Consider the following 16,695-nt stretch of genomic DNA (forward strand, 5'->3'; position numbering starts at 1 on the left):
TGCCCGTATCCGGGCGGCGGCGCGGGCTGGCCGGGGGCCGGGGCCGGCGGCGGGACGGTGCCGGTGGGCATCGGGGCGACGACGGTGGGGGCCGTGTGGACGCTCGGCGCCTGGGGCTGGGGCTGCGGCGGCGTCTGCTGCGGGGCCGGGGCGCCGAAGTTCGGTGCCGGGGCCGGAGCGGGTGCCGCGGGCGCGCCGAAGGACGGAGCGGGAGCCGCGGGGCCGCCGGGCGCACCGAAAGAGGGCGCACCCTGCTGCGGAGCCTGGGGCTGCTCCTCGGCGACCTCGCCGCCGAAGTTCTTCAGGAGGGCGTCGAGCCCGCCGTCGAAGCCCTGGCCGATGGCCGCGAACCGCCAGACGTCCTTCAGATAGAAGTCGCCGAGCATCACGGCGCGCTCGGTGGTGAACTCGGAGCCGTCGAAGGCGTACCGGCACACCTCCTCGCCGCCGGCCACGATCCGGATGTAGCCGGGTCCGATCTGCGACATCTGTCCGTTGCCGTCGATCGTGGCGGTGAACGAGAGCCGGTGGATCTGCGGCGGAATGCGGTCGAGCGTGACCCGGAACGACTCCGTGTCACCGGCCTGCGCGCCGAGCAGCTGCAAGGACTCCTCGGGCGACTTCGGCTGGTTGAAGAAGATGAAATAGCGGTCGTCGGAGAGCTGCTCATTGGCGTCGAGCCCGAAGCAGCTGATGTCGAAGCTCAGTCCAGGAGCCGCGATCTGCACACCTACGTACAGATCCGTGCCCGGAGTGAGATCACTGATCTTGGCCTTGTGGCCGCGTTGGAATTCCCTGGCCATGCGTAACGACCGTCCCCCATCCCGATGATGTGTGCGTCGCGCGTCAGGCTAACCGCAAATCCTGGGCATGGGCCAAGCCGGGACAGACTCGGTACACAGCGGCTTCACCGCCACCGGGTTGTGACTATTCCGTGCGGGCGGCCGGCAGGTGCGGCAGACGCTCGGCGGCTACCACTCCTTCGAGGTAGCCGCGGGCTCTTTCGGTACGGGGGTACGCCTCCAGAAGCCGCCAGAAGCGGGGCCCGTGACCGGGGACGAGGAGATGGGCGAGCTCGTGCAGGAGCACGTAGTCGACCACGTACTCGGGCATTCCCTGGAGGCGGTGGGAGAGCCGGATGCTGCCCTCGGCCGGGGTGCAGGAACCCCAGCGGGTGTTCTGATTGGTGACCCAGCGTACGGAGGTGGGCCGGGCGCGGCCCTCGAAGTACTGCTCGGACAACAGCTCGGCCCGCTCGGCGAGTTCCGCGTCACCGAGCAGCCGTTTGCTTTCCTGAGCTGCGAGTTTGTCGAGCATCACACCGACCCAGCGCCGCTCTTCCGCCTCGGACATCCGGGCGGGGATCAGCACGATGGTGCGGTCGCCTTCGCGGTACGCGGAGACCGTGCGCCGCCGGCGGGCACTTCTGCGGACCTCGACCGGGCCCTGGTCCAGGCCCGACTGGTCCGGACCGCCCTGGTCCGCGCTCGCCGCCGGGCCGCGTGGCGGCTGGTGCTTCGTGCTGCGCTGTGGACTTCCGGCGCGGTGCAGTGGGTCGGCGGGCACGCCCCGACGTTACCGGCTGTCGCCGCCGGAAGTCCCGTCTCCGGGCGGGTTCCGGCCTGGCGGCCCGCGGACGGGTCTCGTTTGTACGACTTATCAGGCCGCCTGTGGACAACTTTCGGCAGGGTGAGCGGGGCCTGGTGCACCGTGTGCACATGCACCCGCGACTCAAGACCTCGCTGCGCCACGCCTGGCGTGATCTCACGACCCTTCAGCTCGGTGTCACACCCGCGCACGCCCGCACGCTCGGCCCGATCGCGGTCGGCATGCTCGGCCTGCTCCGCAAGCTCGACGGGACACGCGGGGTGCCCTTGCTGCGGGCCGAGGCGCGCGACGCGGGGCTGCCGGAAGGCCAAGTGGACGCCCTGCTCGAGCGCCTCACGGCGGCGGGACTGCTCGACGACGCGACCGCCGGTGCGGGCGATCCGGCCGTCGACCGCTTACGTGCCGGGCCCGGCCTCGCCGAGCGCCTCGCCCCGGAGCTGGCCGCGCTCTCCTTGACCGACGGCGAACCCGGCGCGGGCGTCAGGCGTCTTGCCGCGCGCGGACGCACGAGCGTGCAGGTGCGCGGTGCGGGACGGGTCGGCGCCCAGGTGGCCGCGCTGCTCTCCGCCGCCGGGGTCGGGCGGGTCGACCTGGTCGACAGCGGGACGGTGGAGCCGTGGGATGTCACCCCGGGCGGGTTGTCCGGTACGTCCGTCGGGGAGCGCAGAGTGGATGCCGCGCGACGGCTTGTGCGTCAGTGCGCAGCCGGCTGCGCCACGCGCCCCGGTCGCGTCCACTCCCTCGTCGTCCTCACGCCCCGCGACGCCCTCGCCGCGTACGCACCGGACCCCGCCGAGGTCGAGCACCTGACCACGCGCGGCATCCCGCATCTGTACGCGGGCGTCCTCGAAGCCACCGGTTTCACCGGACCGCTCGTCCTTCCCGGACGCTCCGCCTGCGCCGGCTGTATGGAGCGCCGGCGGATCGCGGAGGATCCCGTCTGGCCGCTGCTGCTCACCCAGTGGCGGTCGGGCGGCGCCGCGCGTGCCGGGCGGACCGCCCCCGTACCCGCGGGAGCGCTCACGCTCTCGGCTGCCGTCGCCGGGCTCACGGCCGCCCACGCCCTGGCCCACCTCGACGGGGAGACACCGGCCGCCGCGGGACACCGCTGGGAGCTCGCCCTCCCCCACCTCGCCTGGCAGTCCGTGCCTCTGCGTCCGCATCCCGGCTGCCCGTGCGGGGCACAAAACAGCTGGGTGCGGCCACCCGTACGTCACAACTCCGACGCGCCCTCGGAAGATCCAGCGCCACAAGGGACAATGACCGAGCAGACCCGCCGCGTGACAGGACGCGTCGGTGATCAACCGCCCGTCAAGGCGCGGCAGTCCGGTCCCCGGACTGGGAGTCCGGTTTCCGGAGCAGGAGGGGCGCATGTCTGATCTTCCTCGCAAGGCGGTCACCCGAACCGCCAAACTGGCCGCGCTGCCGCTCGGCTTCGCCGGGCGCTCGGCCTGGGGGCTCGGCAAGCGGATCGGCGGCAAATCGGCCGAGCTCGTCGGCAAGGAGCTGCAGCAGCGCACCGCGGAGCAGCTGTTCAAGGTGCTCGGTGAGCTCAAGGGCGGGGCGATGAAGTTCGGGCAGGCGCTGTCCGTCTTCGAGTCGGCGCTGCCCGAGGAGATAGCCGGCCCCTATCGCGCGGCGCTCACGAAGTTGCAGGAAGCCGCGCCCCCGATGCCGACGCGCACCGTGCACGCGGTGCTCGCCGAACGGCTCGGTGCGGACTGGCGCGGTCTCTTCGAGGAGTTCGAGGACAAGCCCTCGGCCGCCGCGTCGATCGGCCAGGTGCACCGGGCCGTGTGGCACGACGGCCGTGAGGTCGCCGTGAAGGTGCAGTACCCGGGTGCGGGCGAGGCGCTGCTCTCCGACCTCAATCAGCTGAGCCGGTTCGCCCGTCTTCTCGGTCCGCTCATCCCCGGCATGGACATCAAGCCGCTGATCGCTGAGTTGCGCGACCGGGTCTCGGAGGAGCTGGACTACGGGCTCGAAGCGGCCGCGCAGCGCACCACGGCCGAGGAGTTCGCCGGGGATCCCGATGTCCTGGTGCCGGCGGTGGTGCACCAGGCCGAGCAGGTGCTGATCACCGAGTGGATGGACGGCATCCCGCTCTCGGAGGTGATCGCGGACGGCACCGAGGAGCAGCGCGACCGCGCCGGCCAGCTGCTCACCCGCTTCCTCTTCTCGGGCCCCGCCCGTACCGGACTGCTGCACGCCGACCCGCATCCGGGCAACTTCCGCCTCGTGCCGGACACCGCGGACGGCTCCGAGGACGCGGACGGCTCCGACGCCGCCACGTGGCGGCTGGGCGTCCTCGACTTCGGCACCGTGGACCGGCTGCCCGGCGGACTGCCCGAGACCATCGGTCTTGCGCTGCGGATGGCGCTCGAGGGCGAGGCCGACGAGGTCTACGGGATGCTCTGCGAAGAGGGTTTCGTCAAGGAGAGCATCGACCTCGATCCCGAGGCGGTGCTCGACTATCTGCTGCCGATCATCGAACCGGCGCTCGCCGACGAGTTCACCTTCACACGCGGCTGGATGCGTTCACAGGCCGCCCGGATCGGCGATCCCCGCTCCCCCGCCTACCAGTTGGGCAAGCGGCTCAATCTGCCGCCCGCGTATCTGCTGATCCACCGCGTCACGCTGAGCACCATCGGGGTGCTCTGCCAGCTGGGCGCGACGGTGCGGATGCGGGATGAACTCGAGGAATGGGTGCCGGGGTTCGTGGCCGCGGAGTACGACGAGGAGGAGCCGGACGAGGCGGCGGAGGCCTGATCCGTACGGCGGCCCTGCGGTCTCACCACCAGGACGAGTCCAACCGCCCCTCGATCGCCCGCAGATGCTCGCGCGAGCAGTCGTCGCAGAAGTAGCGGCGGCTGCCGTTCTCCACGGAGCAGGTCCAGGTCGGCCGGGGTGAGTCGGCCGTGATGCCGCAGCCGGCGCAGACGAGTTGCTCTCCGGCCTGCGTGCGGTCGGCGTCGTGCACGTCTCGGGGGTGCTGGTCCACACCGTGACGATAGCCCCGTATCCGCGGCGGCCCGGGCGCAACGCACCGCGGGGGCCGCCCGGTTCGGACGGCCCCCGCGGTTCACGGAAGAAGGTTCAAGCCTGCTTCGGCGGTCAGTTCATGACCGCCATCGCGAGGGCGCGGCGCGCACGGAGCGAGGCTCGCTCCGCACGGCGCTGCATCCGGCGCGCGGACACGAGGCGCACGGCCTCGCGCTCGGCGTCGGCCTCGCGCATGCGCTCGTGCATGTGTGCACGGGCCAGGGCTTCAGGTTGGAGTTGCATTTCGCGGGTCCTGTTCTGGCGTGACGCGGTCACACCGGTGTGGGAGAAGTCAGTGGTTGCGGAGCCGAGCGGCTCGCGGTCGGCAGTGGCCGACTTGAATCGGTGCAGCATGGGGGCCTGCTTCATGGGGTCGTGCGTCTCGGGACGGTCGATGGTTCCGGCGGTGCTCATGCGACGACCGGGTTCTTGCGCGGGCGGCCACGCGGCCGCTTGCGGGCGACGACCACACCCTGGACGAACAGCTCGCCACCCCAGACACCCCAGGGCTCACGCCGCTCCTTCGCACCGGCGAGGCAGGCCTCGACCAGCGGGCAGGTACGGCAGAGGGACTTGGCGTACTCGACATCGGCCGGCGACTCGGCGAAGAAGACCTCCGGGTCGAAAGAACGGCAGGGGACGGGCACGCCGAGGTTCTCGATGGCGTCGTCGAGCGCGGTGAGCGCGGTGAGGGGAGTCAAGGTGTTCTCCTGAAGGCCGGGCGGGGGGTTCGTCTCTGAAGGCGGTACTGACGGGGCGTGCGTTTCGGTAGGCACGGTGTGTGTCGTCCTCGTCTGGTCGTTCCGGCCGGTCGGCCGGGTGGCGGCTTGGTACCAGTTACTGCTTGTCCGGTGGCCCCTTCGGCTTCGTCCATCCCTGTTCGGGACAAACAAAAGGGCCGCGGATCCCGGATGGGGTTCCGCGGCCCTGAAGGCGCCGGCCTGATCGTCGATCAGGCTGGATCACTCCAGGGTTCGAGCCCGCGGAAGGCCCACATGTGCTGGTGCTGCGTCGTCGTCTGCTTCCGGGATCCGGCACCGGCCGCTGCAAAGGCATAGGCCTGCGCCTGTGCCACTACTGCTGCTTCCGGTGCCTTGGTCGGTCGCTCATTGCCGCCGAGGTTGCGCTCACTGGCGAGCAGCGAGACGGAATCCACGGAGGCGGCAATGGGAGCCGGGGCGGCCAGGCGGCCGGCGCGAACGCCGGACAGACCGGTGCCCAGGAGCGAGATACCGAGCGGGCAGGTGGCGACGACCGAGCGGTCAACGTCGGTCATTTTGGTGCGGTTGATGATGCTGATCACTGGACTCGCCTCCTCTCGGCGTCTCGGGACCGGTCATGCTGTGTCTCCACAGCCGACGGTCGCTGATGTTCAAGGTCTTCAAGTACAACACGGAATCCGGGCTTCAGGAAGCGTCCGTTTCAGGACCTCATGAAGCGTCCGTCTCCGTGCTTGAAGAACCTATGGGTCTTCGTCGGGCGCGCGCAAACTATTTTTTCGACGAGTTTTCCTCAGTCGCTCCCGCCCTCCTCCACAACTGCGGTCACAGGCGTCTCACCTGCGCAGATGGCAAGGACGTCGGCTCCGAAGCGATCAAGTTTCCTTCTGCCGACCCCGGGGATGCGCGCGAGGTCCTGTGCGTCGTCCGGGACGTTCTCCGCGATCGCTATGAGCGTCTTGTCCGTGAACACGCAGTATGCGGGCTGACCGATCTCCTGCGCCCGGTCCGCACGCCACTCGCGCAACCGCTCGTACAGCCCCTCGTCCATGTCGGACGGGCAGTCCTCGCAGCGCATCAGCTTCAGCTCGCCGGCGTCGGTGAGGGTGCGTCCGCAGACCCGGCAGGGCACGGGTGCGCGGGGCTTGCGCGCGGGGCCGCGGGTGCCGCGCTCGACGGACGAGCCGCCCGCCGCCCCGCCGGCCCGCCGCAGTCCCGCGCCCACCGAGCCGGGGCGCAGTCCGTCAAGGAAGGAGCTCGGCCGCCTGCTCGCCCGGCCGCCGGGCGAGCGCGAAAGGGCCCATGACAAGGAGAGATGGCGCCGGGCGCGGGTGACGCCCACGTACAGAAGGCGGCGCTCCTCCTCGACCTGTTCGTCGGTCGTCGCGTACGCGATCGGCAGCATGCCCTCGGTCAGTCCGACCAGGAACACCGCGTCCCACTCCAGGCCCTTGGCCGCGTGCAGCGAGGCGAGCGTGACGCCCTGGACGGTGGGCGCGTGCTGGGCGGCGGCCCGCTCGTCGAGCTCGGCGACGAGATCGGCGAGGGTGGCCCCGGGCTTGGCGGCGGCGAAGTCCTCGGCCAGGCGCACCAGGGCCGCGAGGGACTCCCAGCGGTCGCGGACGGCGCCCGAACCCGCCGGGGCCTGGCTGGTCCAGCCCTTGGTGGACAGGACGGCCCGCACCTGCGAGGGCAGGCCGACGGCGTCGTCGAGCAGCGCGTCGTTGCCGCCGAAGCGGGCCGCACCGCGCAGGGCGGCGCCCGCTTCCCGTACCTCCTGGCGCTCGAAGAAGCGCTCGGCGCCACGCAGCTGGTAGGCGATGCCGGCGTCCGCGAGGGCTTGTTCGTAGAGCTCGGACTGCCCGTTCGTACGGAAGAGGATGGCGATCTCGCTCGCCGGCGTGCCCGCGTTCATGAGGTCGCGGATCCGGCGGGCGGTGTGCTCGGCCTCGGTGGGCTCGTCCCCGTACTCGGCATAGACGGGCTCGGGGCCGCCCTCGCGCTGCGAGACCAGTTCGAGCCGGTGCTCGGCGGCCCGGCCCTTCGCGGCGGCAAGCAGTCCGTTGGCGAGGTGGACGACCTGGGGGGTCGAGCGGTAGTCGCGGATGAGCTTGACGACGGTGGCGCTCGGGTGGCGCGTACGGAAGTTGAGGAGGTGATCGGGGGTCGCGCCGGTGAACGAGTAAATCGTCTGGCTGGCGTCGCCCACCACGCACAGGGTGTCCCGCTCGCCGAGCCACAGATCGAGCAGCCGCTGCTGGAGCGGGCTGACGTCCTGGTACTCGTCCACGACGAAGTGCTGGTACTGCGAGCGGACCTGCTCGGCGATGTCGTAGCGGTCCTGCAGGATCGCGACGGTGAGCAGCAGCACGTCCTCGAAGTCGATGACCCCGCGCTCCTGCTTGAGCTGCTCGTAGTGCGTGTAGATACGGGAGATCTCGGCCGGATCGCGCGGGGCCTCGCGGCCCGCCTTCACCACGGCGGCCGGGTAGTCCTCGGCGACGGTCTGGGTGACCTTGCACCACTCGATCTCGCTGGTGACATCGCGCAGCTCGCCCCGGTCCAGGCGGATACGGCAGCGGGCCGCGGCCTCCGCGACCAGCTGCGCCTTGCGCTCGACCAGGCGCGGCATACCGCCACCGACGGCTTTCGGCCAGAAGTACTGGAGCTGCCTGAGCGCCGCCGAGTGGAAGGTCCGGGCCTGCACCCCGGTCGCGCCGAGCTGCCGCAGACGCCCGCGCATCTCGCCCGCCGCGCGGTTGGTGAACGTGACGGCGAGCACGCTGGCCGGCTGCAGGATCCCGGCCCTGACCCCGTACGCGATGCGGTGCGTGATGGCGCGCGTCTTGCCCGTGCCGGCTCCCGCGAGCACGCACACCGGGCCGTGCAAGGCGGTGGCGACCTCGCGCTGTTCGGGGTCGAGCCCTTCGAGCACGGCGTCTGCGCTTCCCGGGGCTTCCGGGAACAGCGGGGAAGGCGTTGCAGCTGTCACCCCGCCATGCTGCCAGGTCTCACGAGCAGCCCGTGCCGCTTGTCCACAGGGGGCCGCTTCCGTCGTACTAATGAGCGGACCTTTGTGGGAATGGCGCACGCCTGACGTACGTTCTCCACAGGTGCGAGCACGAAGTGCGACCCCGCACCGGGACCGTTAAGGAGCGCGAGAGACATGCCGGGCACTGTGACGATGTACAGCACCACGTGGTGCGGCTACTGCCAGCGGCTGAAGAAGCAGCTGGACCGCGAGGGCATCGCGTACAAGGAGATCAACATCGAGCACGACCCGGAGTCCGCGGCGTTCGTCGAGAAGGCGAACGGCGGAAACCAGACGGTCCCGACGGTCCTCTTCGAGGACGGCTCGACCCTGACGAACCCCTCGCTGGCCCAGGTGAAGCAGAAGGTCGGCGCCTGATCGCCGTATGACCTGCTGGAGCGGGCCCCGCCGGATTGCCGGCGGGGCCCGCTCTTCGTCTACGTCAGCAGATGAGGCGCCCTGCTGCGGACCTCCGACATCACCTTTGCCGGCGACGGGTTGACCATCGCGTGGCCGGCGACGACGACCGTGGGGACCGTCTCGTTGCCGTCGGCGACCGAGCGGACGAAAGCGGCCGCGTCGGGGTGCTCCCAGATGTTGATCTCGGTGCGCGGGAGTTTCTTCAGGCGCAGGGAGACGCGCAGGCGCATGCAGTACGGGCAGCCCGGGCGCCAATAGACCGTTACGCCCTCGTCGTCGGTCATTACGCCCCCACTCGCCGTGCCCGTATGAGGAGATGAGTCTAGAAGCGGCTTCCCTGCCTGTCGTCGAGAGGAACGCATGCGCACCGAGACCGATGTCCTCGTCCTGGGCGGTTCCGGCGTGGACACCATCGTCCATGTGCCGGAGCTGCCGCTGCCGTTCGCCGACAGCTACATGATCCGGCCGGGCATCGTCACGCGTGCCGGGCAGAGCGGGGACTTCGTCGCCGTCTCGGTCAGCGCCCTGGGGCTTCGCACCCACCACCTCGACATGGTGGGCGAGGACCACGAGGGCGAGCTGGTGCGCGCGCTGCACCACGAACGGGGCATCCCCTTCACCACCGTTCCGCTCCCCGGCGGCACCAAGCGCGCGGTCAATCTGGTCGGTCCCGACGGGCGGCGCCTTTCGCTGTACGACGACTCGCGTTCGCAGGAGTCCGACCGGCTGCCCGAGGCGACGGTACGGAAGCTGGCCGCCGAGAGCCGGCACGCCCATGTCGTGATCACGTACCCGTGCGCCTTCGCGCTGCCCCTGCTGCGGGAAGCGGGCCTGACCGTCTCCACCGATCTGCACAACTGGGACGGCGAGAACCCGTACCACGAGCAGTTCGCGCTCGAAGCGGACCTCGTCTTCCTGTCCACCGCCGCGCTGGCCGATCCGGAGCGCACGATGCGGGAGATCGCGGCGCGCGGCCGGGCCGAGGCGGTCGTCGCGACCGCCGGGGCCGAGGGTGCGTACCTGCTGGCGGACGACGAGCTGACCCATGTGCCCGCCGTCACGCCGCCCGCGCCCGTCGTGGACTCCAACGGCGCGGGCGACGCCTTCGCCGCCGGCTTCCTGTTCGGCCGGCTCGGCGGCGCGGACGTACGGCGGTGCGCCCTGTACGGGGCGGTGGCCGGCGCCTACGCCTGTACGGTCCCGTCCACCCGGACCGACGCCATCAGCCGGGCCGAACTGCTGGCCCGCGCGGCCGAGTTGACCGCACCCGGCGGAAACTAGCCTTCGAAGCCCACCGTGCCGTCCGGCAGGATCGCCTCGACCCGGGCGCCGTGTTCGACCGTGCGGCTGACCGTGCAGTGCTGCTCGTGCGTCATGCGGACGCCGCGGGCGAAGACCTCGGCCGCCTTGCCATTGTTGGCGTCCGCGGGGATGTCGAGTTCGTACGTGACGCGGATCCTGCCGATCCGGCCGTCGTCCTCGGGCGTCGAGACCGACTCGATGGTGATCGCCAGATCGTCGTGCTCGACCGCGCGGGCCGTGCGGTCCAGGACCATGCCGCTGCAGCCGCCCATCGCCGCGAGCAGCAGCTCGACGGGGGTGAAGGAGGGCTGGGCGGAGTCGTCGTCGGCCGCGGCCATCCGGACTTCGGCGCCGCGGTCGTTGCGGGCGGTCCAGTCGCGGTAGCCGTTGCGGGTGGTTTCGATGCGGTAGTCGGCCATCGGTTACTCCATGCCTTTCGCCCCGATTGATCCCCGTAAGGCAGATTACGACGCCACGGCCCTTACGACTCCCTCACCGGAAGCGGCTTGGGCAGCGGCTTTCCGTACCAGAGCTCGATGAGGCGGGCGGCGATCGAGATGCCGTACGGCGGGATGACCTCGCCGGACTCGAAGGCGGCGCGCAGTTCGTCGCGCGAGAACCAGCGGGCCTCCTCGATCTCGTCGCCGTCCACATTGATCTCGGCCGAGGTGGCGCGGGCCATGAAGCCGAGCATCAGGCTGGACGGGAAGGGCCAGGGCTGCGAGGCCACGTACTCGACCTCGCCGACCGTGACACCGGCCTCCTCGAAGACCTCGCGGCGCACCGACTGCTCGATGGACTCACCCGGTTCGACGAAGCCCGCGAGCGTGGAGAAGCGGCCTTCGGGCCAGTGCACCTGGCGGCCGAGAAGGAGGCGGTCCTCCTCGTCGGTGACGGCCATGATCACCGCAGGGTCCGTACGCGGGTAGTGCTCGGCGCCGCAGGCCGGGCAGCGGCGGATGTGGCCGGCCGCGGCGATCTGGGTGCGCTCGGCGCAGCGGGAGCAGAAACGGTGCATCCGCTGCCAGTTCTCCAGGGCGACCGCGTGCACCATCAGGCCCGCGTCGCGCGGCGAGAGCAGCAGGCCGGCCTCGCGCAGTCCGGCCGGGCGCGCGGACTGGTCCATGCGGCCGGGCAGGGTGTCCTTCTGCAGCGCGAAGTAGCGCACGCCGTCCTCGTCGGTGCCCAGGAAGTAGCGGTGCACCTCCGTGTCGGGCGCCTCGAAGGTCGGCGTCATGACGATCTCCGTACCGCCGTCGGCCGTGTCGTCGATCAGCACCTGGCCGCCGGAGACGACGAACACCCGGGTCGTGGGGTGGCTCCAGGCCGCGGCGAGCCAGGCCTCGTCGAGTCGGTGGTGGGCCTCGCGGTCGATCCCGCTCGGCGCGGTCAGCGGGATGGGCCGGTCAGCGGTGCGGTCGGTCCAGGTGGTCACAGGAACTTCCAACTCCCCCGATGGAAAGGGCACTTACGGATACGGCGATACATCGGTACATCGTTGCGGCTGCGGGCTCGGCAGGTGATCCCGTCCGGTGCGTCAGGTGCGCAGCGACCCGGCCAGTTCGGTCCAGAGATACGCGGCGGTCTCGACGCCCTTGGTGAGGAGATCGAGTTCGACCTTCTCATTCGGCGCGTGCCAGCCGTCCGACGGTACGGAGATGCCCAGGAAGAGCACCGGCGACTCCAGGACGTCCTGGAGGTCGGCGGCCGGTCCCGAGCCGCCCTCACGCGTGAAGCGGACCGGCTGCTCGAAGGCGCGGCCCATCGCACGCGCGACGGCTTCGAGGGCCGGGTGGTCGAGCGGGGTGAGGCAGGGGCGCGTGGCACCGCTGAAGGTGAGGGTGTGCCGGACGCCGGCGGGCAGCCGGGCCTCGACCCACTGCGTGATGGCGGCCTCGACACGGGCCGGGTCCTGTCCCGCGACGATACGGAACGAGAGCTTCACGAAGGCCGAGGCCGGCACGACCGTCTTGCCGCCGGCGCCCTGGTAGCCGCCGCCGATGCCGTTGACCTCGGCGGTGGGGCGGGCCCAGATGCGCTCAAGGGTCGAGTAGCCCTGCTCGCCGTGTGCGGCATAGGACTTGGCCGTACGCAGCCACTCCTGCTCGTCGAAGGGCAGCTCGGCGAAGAGCTTCCGCTCGCGGTCCGTGAGCTCGACGATCCCGTCGTAGAACCCGGGGATCGCCACGCGCCCCCGCTCGTCGTGCAGGGCGGCGACGATGCGGCCGACGACGGTGGCCGGGTTGGGCACCGCACCGCCGAACGACCCTGAGTGGATGTCCTGGTCGGGACCGCACACCGACAGCTCGCACTCGACAAGTCCGCGCATCCCGGTGCATACGGTCGGGGTGGTCTCGGACCACATCCCGGTGTCGGAGACGATCACCGCGTCGGCGGCGAGGCGCCCGCGGTGCTGCTCGATCAGGGTGCGGAAGTGCGGGGAGCCCGACTCCTCCTCGCCCTCGATGAGGAGCTTCAGGTTCACGGCCGGGGTGGTGCGCCCTGTGGCCGCCAGGTGCGCCCGTACGCCGAGCGTGTGGAAGAAGACCTGGCCCTTGTCGTCGGCGGCGCCGCGTGCGTAGAGCTGCCTGCCCTTGATCATCGGCTCGAAGGGCTCGGTGTCCCAGCCGTCCGCGAGGGTGGCGGGCTGGACGTCGTGGTGGCCGTAGACCAGGACGGTGGGGGCGGCCGGGTCGTCGCTCGGCCACTCGGCGAAGACGGCGGGGGCGCCCGCGGTCTCCCAGACCTCGGTGACCGGGAAGCCGGTCTCCTTGAGTTTGGCGGTGAGCCAGTCGGCGCTGCGCCGCACATCGTCGGCGTGCTCGGGCTGGGCCGAGACGGAGGGGATGCGCAGCCATTCCTTGAGGTCGTCGAGGAACGTGTCGCTGTGCTGGTCGATGTACTGGCGGACGGCGTTGTCCGGGGTCTGGCTCATGTGTCGAGCGTAACCGGGGTCGGGGGTCGCCTTCTGGTGCGGGTGGGTGGGGGTGCCGGGGCGCCGGGATGCCTCCCCCAGGCCCGCTAGGCAGACCGAGGGTTCAGCAACTCCTCCAGCTGCTCGCGCGTGGGCAACCGCTCCGGGATCGTGACCTTGCCCGTGCGGACGAAGACGAAGGCCGCCGTGACCGTTTCCGGCGGGACCCCGTGCTGCTCGGCCCAGGCGAGGCGGTAGATCGCCAGCTGGAGGGGGTCGGCGGTGCCGCCGTGGCCCGTCTTCCAGTCGACGATCTCGTACGTGATGCCGTCCGCGGTCCGCGTGCGGTAGACCGCGTCGATCCGGCCGCGGATCACCCGGCCCGCGATCGCCAGCTGGAAGGGCGCCTCGATCGCGTACGGGGTGCGGTGGGCGTACGCCGTGCGCTCGAAGGCGTCCTTCAGGGCGGCGAGGTCGTGCTCGTCGGCGATCTCGGCGTCGCCGCCGGGCAGTTCGTCCGGGTCCAGGAGAGGGAGTTCGAGCGCCTCGAAGCGGGACTCGACCCAGGCGTGGAACCGGGTGCCGCGGCGTGCCGCCGGCGCCGGCGGCCGTGGCATCGGGCGGGCCAGCTCGCGGGCGAGACCGTCGGGGTCGGTGGACAGGCGCAGCACCTGCGAGGCGCTGAGCGAGGCGGGCAGCGGCACGTCGTGCGAGGCGCGGCGCGAGCGCTGCAGCTCGGTGGCGAGCGCTTCGAGGTCGCGGTCCCAGGAGGCGACGGTGCGCAGGTCCTCGGGGGTACGGGGGGTACGGGCGCGCGGCACGGGGGTGGGGTGCGGGTCGCGCTCCTGGGAGCGGGAGCGCGGGTGGGGGGCGGCCGGGCGGTGCGGATCCAGGCCGTCCGGGCTGTGCGGGACCGGACCCGGGCCCGGGCCCTCCGGGCGCTGGTGCGGCAGGTCCTCCCAGTCGTCCGGCAGCTCCTCGCCCTCCCCGTACGGCCCTTCGGGCTCCTCGAAGTCCTCGGGTTCCGGCGGCCACTCCGGGTCGTAGGCCTCCTCGTGGGCCTCGTCGCTCGGCACGTCGCCGTACGCGGACGGGTGGGTCCCGTCGTGACCGTACGCCTGCGCGGTGCGCAGGGCGTCGAGGTGGGCGAGGACGGTGGCCGCCGCGGCACGCCGGCGCGCCAGCGAGGCGTCGTCGAGCGGCAGCGGCCAGGCGTGCTCGGCTGAGGCCTCCGCCAACGCCGGGTTCTCCGCCTCGTCCTCCGGCTCCTCGGCCCACATCTCGATCTCGCCATGACCGGCGGCGCAGTGCTCGTACAGCGCGGTCAGGAAGTCCGACGGGCCGCGCTTCTTCTTCTGCGTGGGTCCCCACCAGTGCCCGGAGCCGAGGAGGAGCGAGCGGGGGCGCGTGAACGTCACGTATCCCAGACGGAGTTCCTCGGTGCGCTGGTGGTCCTTCATGTCCTCCTGGAAGGCCTTGAGCCCCCGGCTGTCCCAGCCGGGGACCTCGGGCAGCGTGGCCGCGTCGCCGCGCAGGGCGTGCGGCAGGACCTTGGCCTGCGCGGTCCACTTCTCGCGGCCCTGGCCGCTCGGGAAGGTGCCCGTGACCAGGCCGGGGACGACCACGACGTCCCACTCCAGGCCCTTGGACTTGTGGGCGGTGAGCACCTTGACCGTGTTCTCGCCGCCGGGCAGCGCATTGTCCAGGCCCTTCTCGTACTGCGCGGCGGTGCGCAGGAAGCCGAGGAAGGCGAGCAGCGAGGCGGAGGGGTCGTTGGACGCGAACGAGGCCGCTATGTCGAGGAAGTTGGAGAGCGTCTCGCGGCGGCGGGCGGCGAGCGCGTGCGGGGACGCGGAGAGTTCGACGTCGAGGCCGGTGACGGCGAGGACGCGGTGCAGGACGTCCATCAGCGGGTCGGCGAGCGAGCGGCGCAGTTCGCGCAGCTCGGTGGCGAGCCGGGCGAAGCGCACCCGGGCGTCCGGCGAGAACGGCAGGTCGGTCTCGGCCGGCTCCGCTTCGAGGAAGGTGTCGAGCGCGTCGGCGAGCGAGATCACCTCGGCCGGGTCGACGCCCTCGACGGCCTGGGCGAGGCGGGCGTCCGGGTCCCCTTCGGGGTCCTGCTCGCGGTGCACGAGCATCCGCGCCCGCCGCCCGAGCAGCGCGAGGTCGCGCGGCCCGATCCGCCACCGCGGCCCGGTGAGCAGCCGTACGAGCGAGGCGTTGGCGCCCGGATCCTGCAGCACCTCGCACACCGCCACCAGATCGGCGACCTCGGGCAGGTGCAGGAGTCCGGACAGACCGACCACCTCGACCGGGATGTCCCGGGCGACCAGGGCCCCTTGGATCTCGGCGAAGTCTCCCGCCGTACGGCACAGGACCGCGATGTCCGCGGGTTCCTTTCCCGTACGGACGAGATGGGCGATCGAGTCCGCGAGCCACTCCAGCTCTTCGGCGTGGGTCTCGGTGAGCGCGATCCGTACGACACCGTCCCGCTCGGCGCCGGGGGCGGGTCGCAGCGCCTCGACTCCGGCGTGCAGGGCACGCAGGGGCTCGGCCAGGGTGTTGGCGAGGTCGAGCAGGCGGCCGCCGCTGCGACGGTTCTCGCTCAGCGCGAAGCGGTTCGCGGGGCGGCCGTCGGCGTACGCGAAGTGCTCGGGGAAGTCGTCGAGGTTGGCGACCGAGGCGCCGCGCCAGCCGTAGATCGCCTGGCAGGGGTCGCCCACCGCGGTCACGGGGTGACCGGTGCCGGCGCCGAACAGGCCGGAGAGCAGGATCCGCTGGGCCACGCTCGTGTCCTGGTACTCGTCGAGCAGCACGACCCGGAACTCGTCCCGCAGGATCGCCCCGACCTCGGGCCGGGTGTCGGCGAGGGTCGCGGAGAGCGCGATCTGGTCGCCGAAGTCGAGCACGTCCTTGGCGCGCTTGGCTTCGCGGTAACGGCCGACAAGTTCGGCCAGCTCGAGGCGGGCGGCCGCCGCTTCGGGGACCTTGCGCAGCTCCGCGTTGCTGAGCTTGGCGCTCTCCAGGGTGTGGAGCAGCTCCCGGTCGTACGCGCGCAGGGTGCCCGGCTGCACGAGGTGCTCGGCGAGCTCCGAGTCGAGCGCGAGCAGATCGCTGACGAGGTCCGCGAAGGAACGGGTCAGCGAGGGGTACGGGCCCGGCGCCTCGCGCAGGGTGCGGGCGGCGAGCTGGAAGCGGGTCGCGTCGGCGAGCAGACGCACGGTCGGCTCTATGCCGATGCGCAGGCCGTGGTCGGTGAGGAGGCGTCCGGCGAAGGCGTGGTACGTGGAGATCACCGGCTCGCCCGGCGGGTCGTCCGGGTCGAGGGTCTCCGGGTCGGTGATGCCCGCCTTGATCAGGGCGGTCCGTACGCGTTCGGCGAGCTCGCCGGCCGCCTTGTTCGTGAATGTGAGACCGAGCACCTGCTCCGGGGCCACCTGTCCCGTACCCACCAGCCACACCACGCGTGCCGCCATCACCGTGGTCTTCCCGGACCCGGCTCCGGCCACGATCACCTGCGGCGCGGGCGGCGCCGTGATGCAGGCCGTCTGCTCCGGGGTGAACGGGATGCCGAGCAGCTCCTTGAGCTGATCGGGGTGAGTGAGTCGTGCGGGCACGCTCCGAGGCTACTGGGGCGCTCTGACAAGCGGGGTGCGGAC

General features: G+C 71.6%; 16 protein-coding genes. 4 read left to right on the plus strand and 12 right to left on the minus strand.

Annotated elements, in window-relative coordinates:
* Both ABT367_RS19600 and ABT367_RS19605 read right to left on the minus strand, forming a co-directional pair.
* Positions 1–803: TerD family protein (locus ABT367_RS19600; protein WP_352254351.1), on the minus strand; the 803-nt coding region annotated here is incomplete at its 3' end.
* A 124-nt stretch (positions 804–927) separates the two neighbouring features.
* Positions 928–1,566 (minus strand): M48 metallopeptidase family protein, encoded by a 639-nt coding sequence (locus tag ABT367_RS19605; protein ID WP_352254352.1) that lies wholly within the window; start codon positions 1,564–1,566, stop codon positions 928–930.
* Positions 1,567–1,718: 152 nt separating this feature from the next.
* Between ABT367_RS19605 and ABT367_RS19610 the strand changes: the two genes are divergently transcribed.
* Together ABT367_RS19610 and ABT367_RS19615 are read left to right on the plus strand one after the other, a co-directional pair.
* Positions 1,719–2,987 carry a TOMM precursor leader peptide-binding protein gene (locus ABT367_RS19610; RefSeq protein ID WP_352254353.1) on the plus strand — a complete coding sequence of 423 codons (1,269 nt, stop codon included), beginning with the start codon at positions 1,719–1,721 and terminating at the stop codon, positions 2,985–2,987.
* Positions 2,980–4,377 (plus strand): ABC1 kinase family protein, encoded by a 1,398-nt coding sequence (locus tag ABT367_RS19615; RefSeq protein WP_352254354.1) that lies wholly within the window; start codon positions 2,980–2,982, stop codon positions 4,375–4,377. Before ABT367_RS19610 ends, ABT367_RS19615 begins: the two co-directional genes overlap by 8 nt.
* A 22-nt stretch (positions 4,378–4,399) precedes the next feature.
* On the opposite strand, the gene ABT367_RS19620 is transcribed toward ABT367_RS19615, so the two are convergent.
* From ABT367_RS19620 to ABT367_RS19640, 5 genes are all read right to left on the minus strand, one after another.
* Entirely contained in the window at positions 4,400–4,588 is a 189-nt protein-coding gene (locus ABT367_RS19620; protein ID WP_352254380.1) for a hypothetical protein, read from the minus strand.
* Between the two features lie 134 nt (positions 4,589–4,722).
* Positions 4,723–5,064 carry a hypothetical protein gene (locus tag ABT367_RS19625; RefSeq protein ID WP_165332971.1) on the minus strand — a complete coding sequence of 114 codons (342 nt, stop codon included), beginning with the start codon at positions 5,062–5,064 and terminating at the stop codon, positions 4,723–4,725.
* Positions 5,061–5,426, minus strand: coding sequence for a WhiB family transcriptional regulator (locus ABT367_RS19630; RefSeq protein ID WP_165332970.1), 366 nt, complete (start codon positions 5,424–5,426; stop codon positions 5,061–5,063). The genes ABT367_RS19625 and ABT367_RS19630 overlap by 4 nt, the downstream gene beginning before the upstream one ends.
* 176 nt (positions 5,427–5,602) lie before the next feature.
* Positions 5,603–5,926, minus strand: coding sequence for a hypothetical protein (locus tag ABT367_RS19635; protein WP_165332994.1), 324 nt, complete (start codon positions 5,924–5,926; stop codon positions 5,603–5,605).
* A 236-nt stretch (positions 5,927–6,162) separates the two neighbouring features.
* On the minus strand, positions 6,163–8,433 hold the full coding sequence (locus ABT367_RS19640) for an ATP-dependent DNA helicase UvrD2 (RefSeq protein ID WP_352254381.1): 2,271 nt from the start codon (positions 8,431–8,433) through the stop codon (positions 6,163–6,165).
* Positions 8,434–8,535: 102 nt separating this feature from the next.
* On the opposite strand from ABT367_RS19640, the gene ABT367_RS19645 reads away from it, so the two are divergent.
* Positions 8,536–8,778: a mycoredoxin gene (locus tag ABT367_RS19645; RefSeq protein WP_165332969.1), complete on the plus strand. Its 243-nt coding sequence runs from the start codon at positions 8,536–8,538 to the stop codon at positions 8,776–8,778.
* Positions 8,779–8,837: 59 nt separating this feature from the next.
* Here the strand turns inward: ABT367_RS19645 and ABT367_RS19650 are convergent, their stop codons facing one another.
* A complete protein-coding gene (locus ABT367_RS19650) occupies positions 8,838–9,104 on the minus strand; it encodes a glutaredoxin domain-containing protein (protein WP_352254355.1) in 267 nt (88 codons plus the stop codon).
* A gap of 76 nt (positions 9,105–9,180) precedes the next feature.
* On the opposite strand from ABT367_RS19650, the gene ABT367_RS19655 reads away from it, so the two are divergent.
* A complete protein-coding gene (locus ABT367_RS19655) occupies positions 9,181–10,101 on the plus strand; it encodes an adenosine kinase (RefSeq protein WP_352254356.1) in 921 nt (306 codons plus the stop codon).
* On the opposite strand, the gene ABT367_RS19660 is transcribed toward ABT367_RS19655, so the two are convergent.
* From ABT367_RS19660 to ABT367_RS19675, 4 genes are all read right to left on the minus strand, one after another.
* Complete coding sequence (locus ABT367_RS19660; protein WP_352254357.1) at positions 10,098–10,541, minus strand: OsmC family protein; 444 nt, start codon at positions 10,539–10,541, stop codon at positions 10,098–10,100. The genes ABT367_RS19655 and ABT367_RS19660 overlap by 4 nt on opposite strands.
* 62 nt (positions 10,542–10,603) lie before the next feature.
* Positions 10,604–11,557, minus strand: coding sequence for an NAD(+) diphosphatase (gene nudC, locus ABT367_RS19665; RefSeq protein ID WP_199549603.1), 954 nt, complete (start codon positions 11,555–11,557; stop codon positions 10,604–10,606).
* A 102-nt stretch (positions 11,558–11,659) separates the two neighbouring features.
* Positions 11,660–13,057 carry a dipeptidase gene (locus ABT367_RS19670; RefSeq protein WP_352254358.1) on the minus strand — a complete coding sequence of 466 codons (1,398 nt, stop codon included), beginning with the start codon at positions 13,055–13,057 and terminating at the stop codon, positions 11,660–11,662.
* An 86-nt stretch (positions 13,058–13,143) separates the two neighbouring features.
* Entirely contained in the window at positions 13,144–16,653 is a 3,510-nt protein-coding gene (locus tag ABT367_RS19675; protein ID WP_352254359.1) for an ATP-dependent DNA helicase, read from the minus strand.
* Positions 16,654–16,695 lie beyond the last annotated feature (42 nt).

This window comes from Streptomyces mesophilus (assembly GCF_040300965.1).
In the GTDB taxonomy this organism is placed as follows: Bacteria; Actinomycetota; Actinomycetes; order Streptomycetales; family Streptomycetaceae; genus Streptomyces; species Streptomyces mesophilus_A.

Bases quoted from the DNA above. Each gene is read 5' to 3' on its own strand.
- ABT367_RS19610 (WP_352254353.1), top strand. From the start codon at position 1,719: ATGCACCCGCGACTCAAGACCTCGCTGCGCCACGCCTGGCGTGATCTC.
- ABT367_RS19615 (WP_352254354.1), top strand. From the start codon at position 2,980: ATGTCTGATCTTCCTCGCAAGGCGGTCACCCGAACCGCCAAACTGGCC.
- ABT367_RS19625 (WP_165332971.1), bottom strand. From the start codon at position 5,064: ATGAGCACCGCCGGAACCATCGACCGTCCCGAGACGCACGACCCCATG.
- ABT367_RS19635 (WP_165332994.1), bottom strand. From the start codon at position 5,926: ATGACCGACGTTGACCGCTCGGTCGTCGCCACCTGCCCGCTCGGTATC.
- ABT367_RS19645 (WP_165332969.1), top strand. From the start codon at position 8,536: ATGCCGGGCACTGTGACGATGTACAGCACCACGTGGTGCGGCTACTGC.
- ABT367_RS19650 (WP_352254355.1), bottom strand. From the start codon at position 9,104: ATGACCGACGACGAGGGCGTAACGGTCTATTGGCGCCCGGGCTGCCCG.
- ABT367_RS19655 (WP_352254356.1), top strand. From the start codon at position 9,181: ATGCGCACCGAGACCGATGTCCTCGTCCTGGGCGGTTCCGGCGTGGAC.
- ABT367_RS19660 (WP_352254357.1), bottom strand. From the start codon at position 10,541: ATGGCCGACTACCGCATCGAAACCACCCGCAACGGCTACCGCGACTGG.
- ABT367_RS19670 (WP_352254358.1), bottom strand. From the start codon at position 13,057: ATGAGCCAGACCCCGGACAACGCCGTCCGCCAGTACATCGACCAGCAC.